General features: G+C 71.9%; 15 protein-coding genes. 9 read left to right on the forward strand and 6 right to left on the reverse strand.

The window, feature by feature from the left end:
- Window positions 1–4: 4 nt before the first annotated feature.
- Together ABD691_RS14000 and ABD691_RS14005 are read left to right on the forward strand one after the other, a co-directional pair.
- Window positions 5–1,228, forward strand: a complete 1,224-nt coding sequence (locus ABD691_RS14000) for an exo-beta-N-acetylmuramidase NamZ family protein (RefSeq protein WP_344680086.1) — start codon at window positions 5–7, stop codon at window positions 1,226–1,228.
- Between the two features lie 11 nt (window positions 1,229–1,239).
- Window positions 1,240–2,979, forward strand: a complete 1,740-nt coding sequence (locus ABD691_RS14005; RefSeq protein ID WP_344680088.1) for a serine hydrolase domain-containing protein — start codon at window positions 1,240–1,242, stop codon at window positions 2,977–2,979.
- A gap of 1 nt (window position 2,980) precedes the next feature.
- Here the strand turns inward: ABD691_RS14005 and ABD691_RS14010 are convergent, their stop codons facing one another.
- Window positions 2,981–3,838 carry an MBL fold metallo-hydrolase gene (locus tag ABD691_RS14010; RefSeq protein WP_344680089.1) on the reverse strand — a complete coding sequence of 286 codons (858 nt, stop codon included), beginning with the start codon at window positions 3,836–3,838 and terminating at the stop codon, window positions 2,981–2,983.
- 87 nt (window positions 3,839–3,925) lie between these two features.
- Here ABD691_RS14010 and ABD691_RS14015 point away from each other — a divergent pair, with 87 nt between their 5' ends.
- Together ABD691_RS14015 and ABD691_RS14020 are read left to right on the forward strand one after the other, a co-directional pair.
- Window positions 3,926–4,327, forward strand: a complete 402-nt coding sequence (locus ABD691_RS14015; protein WP_344680090.1) for a MarR family winged helix-turn-helix transcriptional regulator — start codon at window positions 3,926–3,928, stop codon at window positions 4,325–4,327.
- A gap of 53 nt (window positions 4,328–4,380) precedes the next feature.
- Window positions 4,381–4,773: a PPOX class F420-dependent oxidoreductase gene (locus ABD691_RS14020; protein ID WP_344680091.1), complete on the forward strand. Its 393-nt coding sequence runs from the start codon at window positions 4,381–4,383 to the stop codon at window positions 4,771–4,773.
- Window position 4,774: 1 nt separating this feature from the next.
- Here the strand turns inward: ABD691_RS14020 and ABD691_RS14025 are convergent, their stop codons facing one another.
- The gene (locus ABD691_RS14025; RefSeq protein WP_344680092.1) at window positions 4,775–6,382 is read right to left on the reverse strand and encodes a purine-cytosine permease family protein; all 1,608 of its coding nucleotides are present in this window, start codon (window positions 6,380–6,382) and stop codon (window positions 4,775–4,777) included.
- Between the two features lie 122 nt (window positions 6,383–6,504).
- Here ABD691_RS14025 and ABD691_RS14030 point away from each other — a divergent pair, with 122 nt between their 5' ends.
- Entirely contained in the window at window positions 6,505–7,020 is a 516-nt protein-coding gene (locus ABD691_RS14030; protein WP_344680093.1) for a GNAT family N-acetyltransferase, read from the forward strand.
- Between the two features lies 1 nt (window position 7,021).
- On the opposite strand, the gene ABD691_RS14035 is transcribed toward ABD691_RS14030, so the two are convergent.
- Together ABD691_RS14035 and thrS are read right to left on the reverse strand one after the other, a co-directional pair.
- Window positions 7,022–7,705 (reverse strand): GbsR/MarR family transcriptional regulator, encoded by a 684-nt coding sequence (locus ABD691_RS14035; RefSeq protein WP_344680094.1) that lies wholly within the window; start codon window positions 7,703–7,705, stop codon window positions 7,022–7,024.
- Between the two features lie 47 nt (window positions 7,706–7,752).
- The gene (gene thrS, locus ABD691_RS14040) at window positions 7,753–9,162 is read right to left on the reverse strand and encodes a threonine--tRNA ligase (RefSeq protein ID WP_344680095.1); all 1,410 of its coding nucleotides are present in this window, start codon (window positions 9,160–9,162) and stop codon (window positions 7,753–7,755) included.
- Between thrS and ABD691_RS14045 the strand changes: the two genes are divergently transcribed.
- Window positions 9,132–10,268, forward strand: a complete 1,137-nt coding sequence (locus ABD691_RS14045; RefSeq protein WP_344680096.1) for an FAD-dependent oxidoreductase — start codon at window positions 9,132–9,134, stop codon at window positions 10,266–10,268. The genes thrS and ABD691_RS14045 overlap by 31 nt on opposite strands.
- Before the next feature lie 15 nt (window positions 10,269–10,283).
- On the opposite strand, the gene ABD691_RS14050 is transcribed toward ABD691_RS14045, so the two are convergent.
- Both ABD691_RS14050 and ABD691_RS14055 read right to left on the reverse strand, forming a co-directional pair.
- Entirely contained in the window at window positions 10,284–11,990 is a 1,707-nt protein-coding gene (locus tag ABD691_RS14050) for a hypothetical protein (protein WP_344680097.1), read from the reverse strand.
- The gene (locus tag ABD691_RS14055) at window positions 11,987–13,480 is read right to left on the reverse strand and encodes a coiled-coil domain-containing protein (RefSeq protein ID WP_344680098.1); all 1,494 of its coding nucleotides are present in this window, start codon (window positions 13,478–13,480) and stop codon (window positions 11,987–11,989) included. The genes ABD691_RS14050 and ABD691_RS14055 overlap by 4 nt, the downstream gene beginning before the upstream one ends.
- A gap of 147 nt (window positions 13,481–13,627) precedes the next feature.
- Between ABD691_RS14055 and ABD691_RS14060 the strand changes: the two genes are divergently transcribed.
- The 3 genes from ABD691_RS14060 to ABD691_RS14070 are packed head-to-tail and all read left to right on the forward strand — an operon-like array spanning window position 13,628 to window position 16,353.
- Window positions 13,628–14,554, forward strand: a complete 927-nt coding sequence (locus tag ABD691_RS14060) for a MurR/RpiR family transcriptional regulator (protein ID WP_344680099.1) — start codon at window positions 13,628–13,630, stop codon at window positions 14,552–14,554.
- Window positions 14,551–15,495, forward strand: a complete 945-nt coding sequence (gene murQ, locus ABD691_RS14065) for an N-acetylmuramic acid 6-phosphate etherase (protein ID WP_344680100.1) — start codon at window positions 14,551–14,553, stop codon at window positions 15,493–15,495. The genes ABD691_RS14060 and murQ overlap by 4 nt, the downstream gene beginning before the upstream one ends.
- A gap of 21 nt (window positions 15,496–15,516) precedes the next feature.
- Complete coding sequence (locus ABD691_RS14070; protein WP_344680101.1) at window positions 15,517–16,353, forward strand: alpha/beta fold hydrolase; 837 nt, start codon at window positions 15,517–15,519, stop codon at window positions 16,351–16,353.
- The last annotated feature ends 188 nt before the right edge of the window (window positions 16,354–16,541 follow it).

Consider the following 16,541-nt stretch of genomic DNA (forward strand, 5'->3'; position numbering starts at 1 on the left):
CGGGATGGACCGCCGCAGCTTCCTGATCACCTCCGCGCTGTCGGCGTCCACGGCCGGGATGGCCGCCAACGCCGCCTGCGCGGCGCCGAAGCCCGAAGGGCTGCGCACCGGCGCCGACGTGCTGGCCGCCGAGAACTGGCAGCGGATCTCGGGCCGCCGGATCGGGGTCGTGACCAACCCGACCGGCGTGCTCTCGTCGCTGGTGCACGTCGTCGACGCCATGCACGCGGGCGGGGACGTCGACATCGCCGCGGTCTTCGGCCCGGAGCACGGGTTCCGCGGCACGTCGCAGGCCGGCGGTTCGGAAGGCGACTACGCCGATCCGCGCACCGGGCTCCCGGTGTACGACACCTACGGCGCGAGCGCCGACAAGATCGCGGAGATGTTCCGCAAGGCCGGGGTCGAGCAGGTCGTGTTCGACATCGCCGACGTCGGCGCCCGCTTCTACACCTACATCTGGACCATGTACGACGCGATGGTGGCCGCTTCGCGGACCGGCGCGTCGTTCCTGGTGCTGGACCGGCCGAACCCGCTCGGCGGCACGCGGGTCGCCGGGCCGACGCTGGACCCGCGGTTCGCGTCGGGCGTGGGCCGCCTGCCGATCGTGCTGCAGCACGGGATGACCGTCGGGGAGCTGGCCAAGCTGTTCGCCGCCGAGCACTTGGGCGCGCCGTTGCAGCTGGACGTGGTGCAGGTGGAGGGCTGGCGCGGACGCGACGCCGACGCCGGGCTGCCGTGGGTTCCGCCGAGCCCGAACATGCCGACCCCGGACACCGCCGCGGTCTACCCGGGAACCGGGTTGTTCGAGGGCACCACCTGGTCGGAGGGCCGGGGCACCACCCGGCCGTTCGAGATCATCGGCGCGCCCGGGGTGGACTGGCGGTGGGCCGAGGACCTCAACGCCGCCGGGCTGGCCGGAGTGCGGTTCCGGGAGACCTACTTCGTGCCCACCTTCTCCAAGCACACCGGCGCGACCTGCGGCGGCGTGCAGATCTACCGGAGCGGGGAGATCGACTCGATCGAGGTCGCGGTCGCCATGCTGGTCACCGCCAGGAGGCAGTACCCGTTCGGCTGGCGGGAGGACCTGATGATCGACAAGTTGTCCGGTTCGGACCGGCTGCGCACGATGGTCGACAGCGGGGCGGACGTGGCCGCGATCGTCGGATCGTGGCAGGAGGAACTCGCGGGCTTCCGCCGCACGCGGGAGCCGTACCTGCTCTACAGCTGAAGGTGGGCCGCATGGGCAAGACGATTCTGGCGATCGCGCTGGTCTCGGTCGCGGCGCTGAGCGCCGGATCGGCGTCGGCCTCCCCCGTGGGCGACGGCCGGTTCGACCGGCCGCGGGACGGCTTCGCCCCGGCCTCGACCGAGCTGCACGACGGCGACCCGTCCGACGCGGGGCTCCGTTCCGGGCCGATCGACGCCGCGCTGGAGCAGATCGAGGCGTGGACGGAGGTGGTCCCGGGCCGCGAGCACCCGATGTACGCGGGCGCGGTGAGCCTGCTGGTGCACAACGGGATCGTCGTCAGCCACGACGCGGTGGGCGACGAGGTCCGCTACGCCGACGGCAACGGCACCGAACTCCCGGCGGACCAGCGCGAGTCCGCCGACCGCGACACGATCTTCGACATCGCCTCGATCAGCAAGCTGTTCACCTCGATCGCCGCGTTGCAGCAGGTCGAGCAGGGCCGGATGCGGCTGGACGCGCCGGTGGCCGAATACCTCCCGGAGTTCGGCGTCAACGGCAAGGACCGGATCACCGTCCAGCAGCTGCTGACGCACACGTCCGGCCTGCAGGCCGAGGTCAAGCTGTGGACGCTGCCGCCGGAGCGGCGGATCCCGGCGGTCATGGAGCTGACCCCGGAGCAGCCGCCGGGCAGCGGCTACACCTACTCCGACCCGAACATGATCACGCTGGGCGTGCTGGTGGAGCGGGTCGCGGGGGCTCCGCTGGACCAGGTGGTGGCCGAGGGGATCACCGAGCCGCTGGACATGGACGACACCGGTTACAACCCGCCCGCGGCGGAGCTGGACCGGATCGCCGCGACCGAGTTCCAGGCCGATCCGCCGCGCGGGATGGTGCGCGGCCAGGTGCACGACGAGAACTCCTGGGCGCTGGGCGGGGTTTCCGGTCACGCCGGGGTCTTCTCCACCGCGAGCGACCTCGCCGTGCTCGGCCAGGCGCTGCTCAACGGGGGCAGCTACGCCGGGGAGCGGATCCTGGACGAGCGCACCGTCGAGCAGATGCTCACCGACTTCAACGGCGCTTACCCCGGCAACTCGCATGGTCTGGGCTTCGAGCTGGACCAGCGCTGGTACATGGCCGGGCTGAGCGGTCCGCGCAGCGCCGGGCACACCGGTTACACCGGCACTTCGCTCGTGCTCGACCCGGCATCCCGGTCGATCGCAGTGCTGCTGACCAACCGCGTGCACCCGTCGCGGAGCTGGGGATCGAACAACCCCGCGCGCCAAGCGCTCGCGCAGGGTCTGGCCGAAGCGATGGCGGTGCGGCCGACGCACGGGTCGAGGTCGTGGTTCGCCCGGGCGGCAGCTCCGGCGACGCTGACCACCGACCCGCTCGGGCCGGTCACCGGGGCCGCGCGGGTGTCCTTCGACGCCTTCGTCGACACGCAGAAGGACTCCGACGGGACCGACGCGCTCACCGTCGAGTTCAGCGGCGACGACGGCGCGACCTGGCGTCCCGTCGAGCTCGTGGCCGAAGGCCCCGGCGCGCCCGTAGGGCCGCAGCCGGCGCTGGCCGGCGCCGGGCACCGGGCGTGGTGGCGGGTGTCGGGTTCGGTGCCCGAGTCCCCGCAGCCGGTGCGGTTGCGCTGGCGCTACGCGCCGGACGCGCAGTACACCGGCCGCGGCGTGAACGTCGACGGGATCTTGGTGGCCGACCGGGCGGGCACGCTGCTCGACGGTGAACGCGAGGCGGACCGGTTGACATCCGAGGGCTGGGTGCCGACCCGCCGCTAGCTCACAGCTCCGGGCTCCAGCGCGCGGTGCCGCCGTCGCGGACGGCGCGACCGAACACGACGTCGGCGAAGTGCCCGCCGAAGCCGAGCGTGTCGGGTTCCAGCAGTTCGGCGACGAGCTCCTGGCGGGAGCGGATCGCCTGCTCGCGGTCGACGTCGATCCGGACCGGCCAGGTCGGTTGGGCGATCTGGACCGCGTTGTGCAGGGCGTCGCCGAGGACGATCAGCCGTCGCTGCTTGGAGGTCACCACGAACGAGGCGTGGCCCGGCGTGTGCCCCGGCGAGAGCCGGACCCGAACACCGGGGAAGACCTCCTCGCCGTCGGCGACCGGGACGACCTGGTGCGCGAGCCGTTCGAGCATCTCGTCGGACACGTCGGCGGCGTGCTGGTCGCGGAGGGTCCACTCGGGCTCGGAGATCAGGTAGCGGGCGCCGGGGAAGACGCCCGGCCGGCAGGCCCAGCCGATGTGGTCGGTGTGCAGGTGGGTGATCGCGACCGACTCGATCTCGTGCGGGCGGCGGCCCAGGCGGGCGAGGTTGTCGATCAGCTCGCCGGCACGCAGCTCGCCGATGATCTCGTTGGACGGATCGTCGGGCTGGTGGCTCGGGCCGTAGCCCGCGTCGATCAGCATCGCGCGGTCGCCGTGCTCGACCAGCAGCGCGCCGATGCTCGCGACCAGGCTGCCGGTCTCGTCGAGGTGTTCGGTCCGCTCCCGCCAGTCCTGCGCGGTGGACTCCGGGAACCACCCGCGCGGCTTGAGCCGCACCGCGCCGTCGGGCACGTAGCTCACCCGCAGGTCGCCGAGCCGGATCGAGCGGATGCCCGCGACCTGGTTCCAGCGCTGCACAACTGCCGTCATCGGTCACTCCTTCGTTCGAACAGCGACGGAAGATTACAACTAGAATCTTTCTAATTGCAACTGTTCGAGTTGCGCTAACCTTGGCGGATGACCGACGCGCGGGAGCTGTGCAGCCTGATCGACGAACTCGCCCACCGCATCGACGAGCACGTCCGCTCCTGCGTGTCCGGCACCGACCTCACCGCGTCCCAGGCCATCGCGCTGCGCGAGCTGGGCGAGCCGCTGACCATGCGCGAGCTCGCCGGGCGCATGCACTGCGCGACCTCGAACGTGACCTTCGTGGTGGACCGGCTGGAGAAGCTCGGGCTGGTCGAACGCCAGCCGCACCCGCAGGACCGGCGGGCCAAGACGCTCGTGCTGACCGCCGACGGCGAGCAGCAGCGGACCGCGCTGATCTCCCGGTTCTCGGTGAACACCCCGCTCGGCGCGCTGGACGAGGACGACCAGCAGGCGCTGTCCCGGCTGCTGCGGCGCGCGCTGTCGGAGTAGCCGAACCGAGCGACAATGGCCGCGGACCACCCGTTTCGACGGAAGGAAGCGCCGTGTCCGCGATTCCGCAAGACCGCGAGGACATCCTGAACAAGCGGGCCTTCGCCCACGTCGCGACCATCGGGCCGCACGGGGAACCGCAGTCGAGCCCGGTGTGGATCGGCTGGGACGGCACCCACCTCAAGTTCAGCCAGACCAAGACCCGGCAGAAGTACCGCAACCTCCAGCGGGAACCGCGGATCGCGATCTCGGTGCACGACCCGGACCAGCCGTACCGCTACGTCGAGGTCCGGGGCCGGGTCGCGCGGGTCGAGGACGACGAGGGCAACGCCTTCATCAACAGCATGGCCAAGAAGTACCTGGACGAGGACGTCTACCCGTGGGACCAGCCCGGCGACGAGCGCATCATCGTCTACGTCGAGCCGGAGCACACGACCAAGCAGTAGCTCAGCCCGCGGGCAGCACGTGCTCGCCGGTGCGGTCCGTGGTGACGCACAGGGAGCAGATCACCGCGTCGTGGGCGAAGCACGCGAGCACGTCGGGGCGCTCGAAGTCCTGCTCGCAGACGTGGCACCGGTAGCTGGTGTCGACCGGCGTTCCGTCCGCGTCGAACCGGGGTTCGGCGATGCCGTCGTCGGTCCGGCGCAGGTAGTAGCGGCCACCGGTCAGCACCGCCATCACCGGTGTGAGCACCGCGGCGATCAGCACGGCCGCGATCGGCGAGTACGGCTGGAGCGCGGAGCCGAAGGCGCCGAAGTACATCGCGATCGAGATCAGCGCCGAGGCCAGGAACGCCACGACCCCGACCGGGTTGACCGCGTGCAGCATGCCGCGCCGGAACTCCGGTTCCCGGGGCGAGATCCCCAGCAGGTACTTGTTGACCAGGATGTCGGTGGCGACCGTGACCACCCAGGCGATGGCGCAGTTGGCGTAGAAGCTGAGCACCCCGTTGAGGAAGGCGAACATGTCCGCCTCCATCAGCACCAGCGCGACCGCCAGGTTCAGCAGCACGAACACGTTCCGGCCCGGGTACCGCCTGGCGATCCGGGTGAACGAGTTGGTCCAGGTCAGCGAACCGGAGTAGGCGTTGGTGACGTTGATCTTGAGCTGGCTGGTCACGACCAGCACCACCGCCAGCGGGATCGCCAGCGCGGCGGGGAGGAACAGCCCGTAAACGCCCATGAACTGCTGCACCGGCTCGGTCGCCGCCGCACCCGCGACGCCCATGATGTAGAAGGCCAGGAACGCTCCGGTGGCCTGCTTGATCGCACCGAAGAACACCCAGCCGGGACCGGCGACGACCACCGAGGTCCACCACGCCCGGCGGTTCTGCGGGGTGCGTGGCGGCATGAAGCGCAGGTAATCGATCTGCTCGCCGATCTGGGCCATCAGCGACAGCGCGACGCCCGCGCCGAGCATCACCGACGCCGCGTTCAGCCCGCCGCCGCCCGCGCCCGCGAAGGCCAGCCACGCCGACACCGAACCAGGGTCGACGACCACGAGGTAGCCGAGCGGGCCGACCATGAGCAGCAGCCACAGCGGTGTCGTCCAGACCTGGAGCTTGCTCAGCGCCTTCATGCCGTAGACGACCAGCGGCACCACGACCAGCGTGGTGATCAGGTAGCCCAGCCAGAGCGGGACGCCGAGCCCGGCTTCGAGGCCCTGCGCCATGATCGCGCCCTCGGTGGCGAAGAAGATGAAGGTGAAGCTGCCGAAGATCACGCTGGTCAGCACCGAGCCGTAGTAGCCGAACCCGGAGCCGCGGGTGATCAGGTCCAGGTCGATGTTGTAGCGGGCGCCGTAGTAGGCCAGCGGGAGGCCGGTGACGAAGATGATCGCCGCCGCGACCAGGATCGCGACCAGCGCGTTGAGGGTGCCGTAGCTGAGCCCGATCCCGGCGCCGATGGAGAAGTCGGCGAGGTAGGCGATGCCGCCGAGCGCGGTCGTCGCCACCACTCCCGGCCGCCAGCGCCGGTAGCCGCGCGGCGCGAAGCGCAGCGTGTAGTCCTCCAGCGTTTCCCGCACGGCCTGCGCTTTCTCGGCAACCTGGGACATCCGACTCTCCTCCCGTCGCGTGCCCGGAGTGTTGGTGACCGTTGTTGCCTGCAAGATCCGTGTTCGTTTCCAGCGCATGACATCGGGGACGGCGGACGGTCGGATGGCGTTGGATCATCGGTATGAACGACATCCGCCGTCTGACAGCCGACGAACTCCTCGCCTCCGCCGAAGAATTCGGCTCCCTGCTCGTGGACACGGTGGACAGCGGCGCGTCCGTGGGCTTCCTCGCGCCGCTCGACCACGCGGCGGCGACGGCGTGGTGGACCGCTGTCGCGCCAGGGGTCGCGGCGGGCGGGACCGTGGTGTGGGCCGCCCGGGTGGACGGCCGGATCGCGGGGACGGTCCAGATCCGGTTCGAGGACAAGGAGAACGGCCGCCACCGCGCCGAGGTGGTCAAGCTGCTCGTGCACCGCGACGCCCGCGGTCGCGGTCTCGGGCGGGAGCTGCTGGCGGTCGCCGAGCGCGGTGCGGTCGAGGCCGGGGTGCGCCTGCTGCTGCTGGACACCGTGACCGGCAGCCCTGCCGACAGCCTGTACCGGTCGGCGGGCTGGACCCCGTTCGGGACCGTGCCCGGGTACGCCGCCGACACCAAGGGCGTGCCGGAGCCGACGACGTTCTTCTACAAAGCTGTTTAGCTCACTGCTCCTGGCGGATCCGGCACCAGTGCTCGGTGGTCCTGGCCATGTCCTGCTGGACGAGTTCGAAGAACCGGCTCATCTCCTCCAGCCGCGCACCGGCCGGGCTGCCGGTCCCGAGCGCTTCGGCGCCGTCCCGGGCCGCCTCCGCCCAGACCCCGACGGACCGCGCCCGCAGCGTCCACGCGCGGTGCCAGACGTCGTCGTCGACGACGTAGCGCTCGCGGCGCCCGGCGGCGTCCCGCTCGCGGCGGACCAGCTCGAACCGTTCGAGCCCGGCCACCGCCTTGGAGACCGACGCCGGGCTCACCCGGAGCCGCCCGGTGAGCTCGGCGGCGGTGAGGCTGCCGCTGTCGGTGGTGAACAGGCAGACCAGCACCCTCGACATCATCCGCGGGAAGCCGGTCCGGACGAGCATCTCGGTGAACCGCTCCTCGAAGTCGCGCACCTGGCCGCCGCCCGGCTCGTCCGGTGTCCTGGCCGGGCGGCGGCGGGCGCGCTGCGCGGTGGTCTCGTGCGCCCGGTCGGCCCGGTAGCGTCCCGGGCCGCCGTTGCGGAGCACCTCGCGGCTGACAGTCGATGTCGGACGCTGGAGCCTGCGGGCGATCTCGGCGTAGCCGAGCCCTTCCGCCAGCCCCGCCGCGATGTGCTCGCGGTCCTCGTAGCTCAGGCGGCCTCCCGGCATCCCGGCTCCTTTTCTGTCGCCCTCCTCTGACGCCAGTGTGCCCGCACCTAGTCCCAGAGCTCGGTCCGGTGGGCGCCGACCGACGCGCTGATGCGGTCGACCGCTTCGGCGGCCGGCATCGGGTCGAGCTTGCGACCGTCCCGCAGGCGCAGCGCGACCTGACCAGCGGCGGCTTCCTTCGCGCCGATCACCGCCTGGTACGGCACGAGCCGGGCGTCCCGGACGCGCGCGCCCAGGCTTCCACGTTCCGGCCGGGCGATCTCGGCGCGCAGTCCGCGCTCCGCGCAGCGCCGGACGAGGGCGTCGGCCTGCGGCAGTTCACCTTCGGAGACGGGAAGTGCGACGAGCTGGGTCGGCGCGAGCCAAGCGGGGAAGGCGCCGCCGTGCCGCTCGACGAGGTGGGCGACGGCGCGTTCGACGCTGCCGATGATGCTGCGGTGCACCATGACCGGCCGGTGCCTGGCGCCGTCGGGACCGATGTAGTGCAGGTCGAACCGGGACGGCTGGTGGAAGTCGACCTGGATGGTGGACAGGGTCGACTCCCGGCCCGCGCTGTCGGCGATCTGGACGTCGATCTTGGGGCCGTAGAAGGCCGCTTCTCCTTCCACCGCTTCGTGATCCACCCCGTCGAGGACTTCGGCGAGCAGGTCCGCCGAGCGCCGCCACAACTCCGGATCGGCGACGTACTTCCCGCCCGGTCCCGGAAGCGAGAGCCGGTAGCGGGCGGCTTCGATGCCGAGGGCGGCGTAGGCGTCGCGGATGAGTTCCAGCGCTCCCCTGGCTTCGGCCGCGACCTGGTCGAGGGTGCAGAAGATGTGCGCGTCGTTGAGCTGGATCGCACGCACGCGGGTCAAACCACCGAGCACGCCTGACAACTCCGAGCGGTACATGCCGCCGAGTTCTGCCATGCGCAGCGGGGGTTCGCGGTAGCTGTGCGAGCGGGAGCGGTAGATCAGCGCGTGGTGCGGGCACAGGCTCGGGCGCAGGACGAGCTGTTCACCGCCGAGATCCATCGGCGGGAACATGTCCTCGCTGTAGTGCGACCAGTGGCCCGAGATCTCGTACAGCTCGCGCTTGCCCAGCACGGGCGAGTGCACGTGCCGGTAGCCGGCGCGGAGTTCCGCGCCGCGGATGTACTCCTCCAGGGCGTGCCGCACTACCGCGCCGTCGGGAAGCCAGTACGGCAGGCCGGCGCCGATCAGCGGATCGGTGTCGAACAGGTCGAGTTCGCGGCCGAGTTTGCGGTGGTCGTGCACGGTGGTCTCCTCACTGGAGCGAGCGACCGCGCGACGAAGCCCCGGGGCACTCGCCCCGGGGCTTCGGACTAGGACAGCTGTCAGCGCGCCGGGACGTCCTCCGGCGTCGTAGTCACGGCAGCGCGCTGCATGCGCTCCACGGTAGCCGTTCGGCGGGCAGAATTGGTCCCATGCCGGACAACTACGGTGAAGCAGGGGCAACCATCGCCATCGTCGGAGCCGGACTGGGTGGCCTGGCCCTCGCCCGGGTGCTGCACATGAACGCCATCGACGCCGTGGTGTACGAACGCGAATCGTCGCGCCATGTGCGCGGTCAGGGCGGCATGCTCGACATCCACTCGGGACAGCGGGCGCTGCGCGAGGCCGGTCTGATCGGCCAGTTCTACGCGATCGCCCGTGGTGAAGGCCAGGACATGCGGCTTCTCGAGCCGGACGGCACCCTGCTGCTCCAAGAGGACACGCCCGACGACGCGCCGCTTGAGCGTCCCGAGGTGGACCGTGCCGATCTGCGCGACCTGCTGCTTGACTCCCTTCCCGAACACGCGGTGCGCTGGGGGCACGCGTTCGAATCCGCCGACAACGGCGTGCTGCATTTCGCCGACGGCAGCAGTGCGACGTACGACCTGCTGGTCGGAGCTGACGGCGCGAACTCCCGGGTCCGCGCACTGCTCACCGACGCTCGACCAGCGCACATCGGACAAAACATCGTCGAGCTCTGCATTTCCGACATCGACCGCACCTACCCGGACCTCGCGGCGATGGTCGGGCGCGGCAACTTCTGGGTGCTCGGCGACGGACGATCCCTGGCGGCGCAGCGCAACGGCGACGGCCGCGTACGCATCGGCCTGAACTTCTACAACACCGCCGAGGACTGGTTTGCCACCAGCGGGATCCCGTTCGACGATCCGGCCGCCGCGCGGGCGCGGCTGGTCGAGGAGTTCACCGGCTGGGACCCCCGGTTCACCGCGCTGATCGAAGCCAGCGACGACACGATCGTGCCGCGGTCGCTCACCACTCTCCCCGTCGGCCTGACCTGGCCGTCGACGCCAGGCGTCACGCTGCTCGGCGATGCCGCGCACCTGATGCCACCGGTGGGGGAAGGTGCCAACATGGCGCTGCTCGACGGCGCCCTGCTCGGCCTCGCGCTGGCCGCGCACCCGGACGACTTTCCCGCCGCCGTCGAAGAGTACGAACGCGAGATGTTCGAACGCACCGGCGCTGCCGCCCGGATGTCCGCGGACCTGCACGAACTGCTGATGTCGCCGGACGCCAGCCGGAGGCTGCTCGCGTTCTTCCAACCTGGCTGAACGTGATCGACACGTTCAGTTGCTCTCCGGGCCGGGCAGGTGCGGCCCGATGTATCCGATGTGGACGCACCCGGTCGCGCCCCGGCTGTCGTCGAAGTAGTGCAGCCTCGGCGCGACCCCGCCGCCGCGGTCGATCTTCACGTGCGCGCCGAAGAACTCCCAGCCCGACGGGTGCACCTCCGGCGGCACCGGAAACGTCCGCGCGTTGCGGAAGCGCGGCGTGTTGACCACCAGCTCGCTCTCCCCGGACGCCACCAGGCTCGGGCTCAGCCCGCGCGACCCGCCGAACTCCCGCACGTAGTGGGAAAAACCGCGCAGCCAGGGCGCACTTCCGTCCCCGCAACGGCGGGCCAGCGCGTACTCCGACAGCAGCTCCAGCACACCCCAGCACCTCCGCAGCCACAGCCCCGACCGCTGGTGCCCGTCCAGCTCCCCGGCCGCCGCCACCTGCGGCCCCAGCCGCAGCCCCGCCAGCTCCCGCTCCGCGGTCGCCAGCAGCTCCGCGAACGACCCGAACGCCACCACCTCCGGCTCCGCCTCCGGTGGCGGCTCCGCCTCCGGCCCGGGCTCCGCCCGGTCGTCGGCGCGGTCGAGCTCCTCGGCGTAGAGCTCCGCTTCCAGCTCCGCCTCGCGCGCTTCGCGCCACGCCTCGGCGACCACGCCGTTGCGCAGCGCGGACTCCGCGCTGTCGCGCTCCCGCCGCAACCGCCCGACCAGCTCGGCGAGGCGGAGCCGGGAGCGCCGGGCGCGGGCGATTCCGGCGGTCAGCTCGTCGAGTTCGGCGCGTCGCCGGGAGACCCGCTCCGCGGCGTCCTCGGCTTCGTGCCGGGCGGTTCTGGCCTGCTCGGTGACGGAGTCGAGGCGCTGTCGCAGGATGCGCTTGCCAGCGTCGTCGGGTGCGGGCAGCCAGCGGATGCCGGGCGTCGTGGGCACGATCCGCACGTCATGCATCGGGTCGTCGAGCAGAGCTCGCCATTCCCGCGCGGTGGCGGGGATCTTGCCGCCCGGGCGCCACGAGCTCACCCGGATCACGGTGTCGACGATCTGCCGCCAGAGGCCGGGCCGGTCGAGCCGGTCGGCGTCGGCGGTGATGTCGTCGAGGTGCCCGGCCCACCAGGGAGGCAGGTAGAGGCGGACCGCGCGGTGCGGGACCTGGCGGTCGGCGGGCAACAGCGCGTTGAGCCGTTCCCGGGCGGAGTCGTCGATCGGCAGCAGCCCGCACATGCCCCGGGTGGCGTTGCGGAAGCGCAGCATCTCCTGGCCGATCCGGGTGCCGTTGTGGACGAGCACCGGGGTGTCCCGGGCACCGCCGTTGAAGGTGCGCTCCAGGAACCCGACGTCGTCGAGCCCGACCAGCGGGTTCTGCTGGGTCAGCGAGTACGCCGAACTCGGGTCCTTGAGGCCGTGGTCGAGCAGTCCCAGTCTTTCCACCGGGTTGCGCTGGTCGCGGATCGACCACGGGCGGCGAGCCTCGGCGTGGACCCAGAACGCGACCTCGCCGTCCGTCGCGGTCGCGCTGACCCCGAGCATCGCGCGGACCGCCGAGGAGCCCTTCCCCCAGGACATCCGCCAGCGGAGCGCGGCGCCGTCCCGGCCGCCGTCGATCAGCCGCAGCGCGCCGGACTCGTGCAGGCCGACCAGGACGCGCTCGTGGTCGCGCAGGGACGGCGCGGCGTGGCCCGCGGCGCAGAACGACGTCGTGGGCAGCGGTTCGGGCGTCACAGCGCGGGCCCCACGTATCCGACGTGCACGACGCCGCCCTCGCGGAGGTAGTGCAGGACGTACCGCCCGCTGTGGTCCAGCAGGACGTGGTCCGGGAAGAACTCCCAGCGGTCCGGGGAGGTCCGGAACGTCAGCGCCGGGTCCGGGCCGGGCGCGGTGCCCCTCAGCAGGGGCGGGATCGCGTCCGGGTCGCCGAGCAGGTCCACCAGCCGCAGGCAGCGCCGCCGCCGCTCCGCGTCGAGCCGGTCGACCTCCTCCCGGACCCCCGGTCCGAACCGGACTTCCGCCGGTGCCGCGGCCGTCGGGCTGCCGCCCTCCTCCCGCCGCCGCAGCTCCGCCGCGCGGGCCCGCACAAGCCGCTGCGCGGCGTGCTTCCGGCGCATCGCCGCGCCCAGCGAGGTCCGCGCCAGCGCTTCCCTCGCCTCGTCGCGCTCCGCGCGGAGGCGCAGGGCGCCGCGGGCGAGGTTGCGACGCGAGCGCGTGAGGTCCGCGAGTTCGGCACGTGCTTGTTCGAGTTCGCGATCCAGTTCGGTTGCGGTGTTCGCGCGCTGCGACCGCACGTTGCGCAGCTCGGCGACGCTGTCGCCCGCGCCCTGGATGCGCTGGCGCAGCTCGGCCTTGTCGACGTCGTCCCGGAGCGGGTACCAGCCGGAGGCGCCTGCGACGCGTTCGTCGTTGCACGGCTCGTCGAACAGCGCTTGCCACTGCTCGTCGTCGGAGGGCGTCGAGTCCCGCCAGCGGGCAGCGCGCAGCGCCGAGTCGGCGAGGTCTCGCCAGGCGGGCTCGTCGAGCTCGCCGACGCAGACGTCCGGCATCCGGCCGGCCCAGCAGCTCGGCAGCACCAGACGCGCGCCGCGCTCGGGGATCCGCAGGTCCGGGGGCACCAGGGCGTCGAGCTTCGCAGCCGCCTCGTCGTCGAGTCCGAGCACCGCCGCCGCGCCGAGCGTGGTCGTGCGGAACGTCTGCGCCCAGACCGGATCGGGTTCACCCACATGTCGCAACAACACGGGTATCCGGGCGATGCGGTCGCGGAGCACGGCGACGACCCGGTCGAGCGGTTCGGAGCCGCTGATCAGGGTCGATCCGGTGGCGGGCAGTGCGCTGGCGGAGTCGAGCAGCACCTGCTGACCGAGCCCGACCCGGACCAGCGGCGAGGGTTCCGGCCAGCCCCAGCCGAGGTCGCAGCGCGCGGCGAAGGAGACGCCGACCGCGTCGTGCCGGTCCGGGAGGTCGGTCAGCGCGAGCACCGCGTGCACCGGTTCGCCGTCGCGCGACCAGGTCATCCGCCACCGGCGCAGTCCCGGCAGGCTTCCCCGGTCGAACAGCCGCAGCGCCCCGGCCTCGTGCTGCCGCACCAGGAACTCCTCGTGCTCCAGCACCGAGCGCGGCGACCACCCCACCGCCGGGAACACCGCTGGCGGGACGGCCCCGGGTGGGACGGTTTCGGGCGGCTGGTCGCGGTCCGTGTCAAGCTCCCGGGCGCCACTCATCATTTCGAGCGTAGTCGCCAAAGTGTGCAACCCTGGAGTAGCCGTGTTCCGTCTTGCACGACCTTCACGAGCCGCGATACCCACCCGTGACCGTCGCACAGCGGATGCGGATTGACCTGCACATATATCGGTTAGTAAGTTTCCCACATGGCAACCGACGAGAACCTCCCAGAGCCCGGGGACGCCAGCCCGCTGATCCGGATCCGCTCCCTGCTCCCGGGGCTGGCCCGGGCCGAGCAGCGGGTGGCCAACATCGTGCTGGCCGATCCGGCGTCGGTCGCCCGCCGGAGCATCACCGAGGTCGCCGAGGCGGCAGGCACCAGCGAGACCACCGTGACCCGCTTCTGCAAGGCGATCGGGGTCGGCGGCTACCCGGACCTGCGCATCGCGCTGGCGGCCGACACCGCGCGGACCTCCAGCCGGGACCGGGACCTCGGCAGCGACATCGGCCCGGACGACGACATCGGCAAGATCATCGAGAAGGTCTCCTACGCCGACGCCAAGGCGGTCGAGGAGACCGCCGACCAGCTCGACTCGGAGATCCTGCGGCGGCTGGTCGACGCCGTCGCGCAGGCCCGCCGGATCGACGTCTACGGCGTCGGCGCCAGCGCCTTCGTCGCGCTGGACCTGCAGCAGAAGCTGCACCGGATCGGGCTGACCTGCTTCGCCTGGTCGGACACGCACAACGCGCTGACCTCCGCCGCGGTGCTGCGCCCCGGCGACGTCGCCGTCGGCATCTCGCACACCGGCGCCACCACCGAGACCGTGGAGGCGTTGCAGGTGGCGGGCAAGCGCGGTGCGACCACGGCCGCGCTGACCAACTTCGCCCGCTCGCCCATCACCGAGGTCGCCGACCACGTGCTGACCACCGCGGTCCGCGAGACCACCTACCGGTCGGGCGCGATGGCCAGCCGGATCGGCCAGCTCACCGTGATCGACTGCCTGTTCATCGGGGTCGCGCAGCGCCACCTCGACCAGACCAAGTCCGCGCTGGAGGCGACCTACGAGGCGGTCGGCGGGCACCGGCTGGGCTCGCGGCCGGACCGCAGGCGCTCCGGCAAGGAGGGGGCATGAGCACCGAGAGCGCCAACGGCGCGCAACCTGGTGCGACCGACGCGGTCCGGGTGGACGCGCCGACCGAGCGCACCAATCCCAGGACCGCCGACATCGACCTGCTGCCGACGCTGGACATCCTGCACGTGCTCAACACCGAGGACCGCACGGTCCCGGAGGCCGTCGGCCGGGTGCTGCCGGAGCTGGCGAAGGCGGTGGACATGGCGGTGTCGGCGCTGCGGTCGGGAGGCCGGGTGCACTACGTCGGCGCGGGCACCTCCGGCAGGCTCGCCGTGCTCGACGCAGCCGAGCTGATCCCGACCTACAACGTGCCGCCGACCTGGTTCGTCGCGCACCAGGCGGGCGGGGCGAGCGCGTTCCAGCGGGCGGTGGAGAACGCCGAGGACGACGCCGAGGCGGGAGCCGCGGCGATCGAGGAGCACGCGAGCGGAGCGGACTTCGTGCTCGGGCTGGCGGCCTCCGGCCGGACCCCGTTCGTGCTGGGCGCGCTGGCCGCCGCGCAGCGGCTGGGCGCGGGGACCGGGCTGGTCTCGGCGAACCCGGAGGCGGCGCGCAGCGCGCCGGCCGACGTGGTGATCGCGGTGGACACCGGACCGGAGCCGATCACCGGATCGACCAGGATGAAGGCGGGCACAGCGCAGAAGCTGGTGCTGACGTCGTTCTCGACGGCGGTGATGGTCAAGCTCGGGCGGACCTACTCGAACCTGATGGTCAGCATGCTCGCGACCAACGCGAAGCTGCGCGGGCGCACGATCAGCATCCTGCGGGAGGCGACCAACGAGCCCGACGAGGTGTGCGAGGCGGCGCTGACCGCGGCCGACGGCGATCTCAAGACCGCGCTCGTGCACCTGCTGGCGGGGGTCGGCGTGGAGCGCGCGGCAGCCGCGCTCGCGGTGTCGGACGGGCACGTCAGGGAGGCTTTGCGCTCCTTGGAGCACTGATGACGTGCTTAAGATGATCGGGTGAGTCGAACTTTCGTTCTCGTGCACGGGTCCAACAGCAACTCGTTCGGATGGGCGGCGCTGCAACGCGAACTGACCCTTCGCGGCCACCGGGTGGTGGCGGTGGACCTGCCGGGACACGGCTTCGGCGCGACGTTCCCGGTCTCCTACCAGGCGCCGCAGGATCCGACCGGGCTCGCCGGGTCGCCGTCCGGGATGGCCCGGGTCACCGCGGCCGAGGCGGTCGAGCACGTGATCGGCGTGGTCCGCCGGGCGGCCGAGCTGGGGCCGGTGACGCTGGTCGGCCACAGCCGCGGCGGCGTCACCGTCACCGGGGTGGCCAACGAGGTCCCCGAGCTGCTGCACCGGATCGTCTACATCTCGGCCTGGTGCTGCGTCGACCTGCCGCTGCCCGAGTACCTGGCGGCGCCGGAGAACGCGTCCAGCGTGCTGCACTCGACCGGCGGCGCGTTGGTGGCCGAGCCCGCCGCGCTCGGCGCCCTCAGGTTGAACTGGCGCACCGCCGATCCCGACCTGCTCGCGACGCTGAAGACCGCGATGCTGGCCGAGGGCACCGACGACGAGTTCCGGGCGTTCCTCAACACGCTGGAACCGGACGAGGGCCTGGACGTCGGTGACGCGCAGGCGAAAGCCGAGACGTGGGGCCGGGTTCGGCGCACCTACGTCCGCCTCACCGGGGACCGCTCCCTGCCGATCGAGCTGCAGGACCGGTTCATCGAGGAGGCCGACGCGCTGACGCCGGACAACCCGTTCGACGTGCACTCGCTGGACAGCAGCCACGTGGGGTTCCTGATCCACCCGGAGCAGGCCGCCGACGTCCTGGCGGGGCTGGATTGACGGTTTTCCGGGCAGTTCTGGGAAAATCGCGTTCACTGCACTGTCCGGGTGATTCGCGCGAGATGTTCGCGAACCCCATCCGGGGGACTTGACGCGGTTGTAATCTTCACTGGTGGTCATCGCTGGTCATGGCCGTGGAGGGGGCACGTTGACTACGGGGATGGAAGGCTTCGCCGCGCAGGCCGGGG

Origin of the sequence: Saccharopolyspora taberi (assembly GCF_039534165.1) — a bacterium.
Taxonomy (GTDB): Bacteria; Actinomycetota; Actinomycetes; order Mycobacteriales; family Pseudonocardiaceae; genus Saccharopolyspora_D; species Saccharopolyspora_D taberi.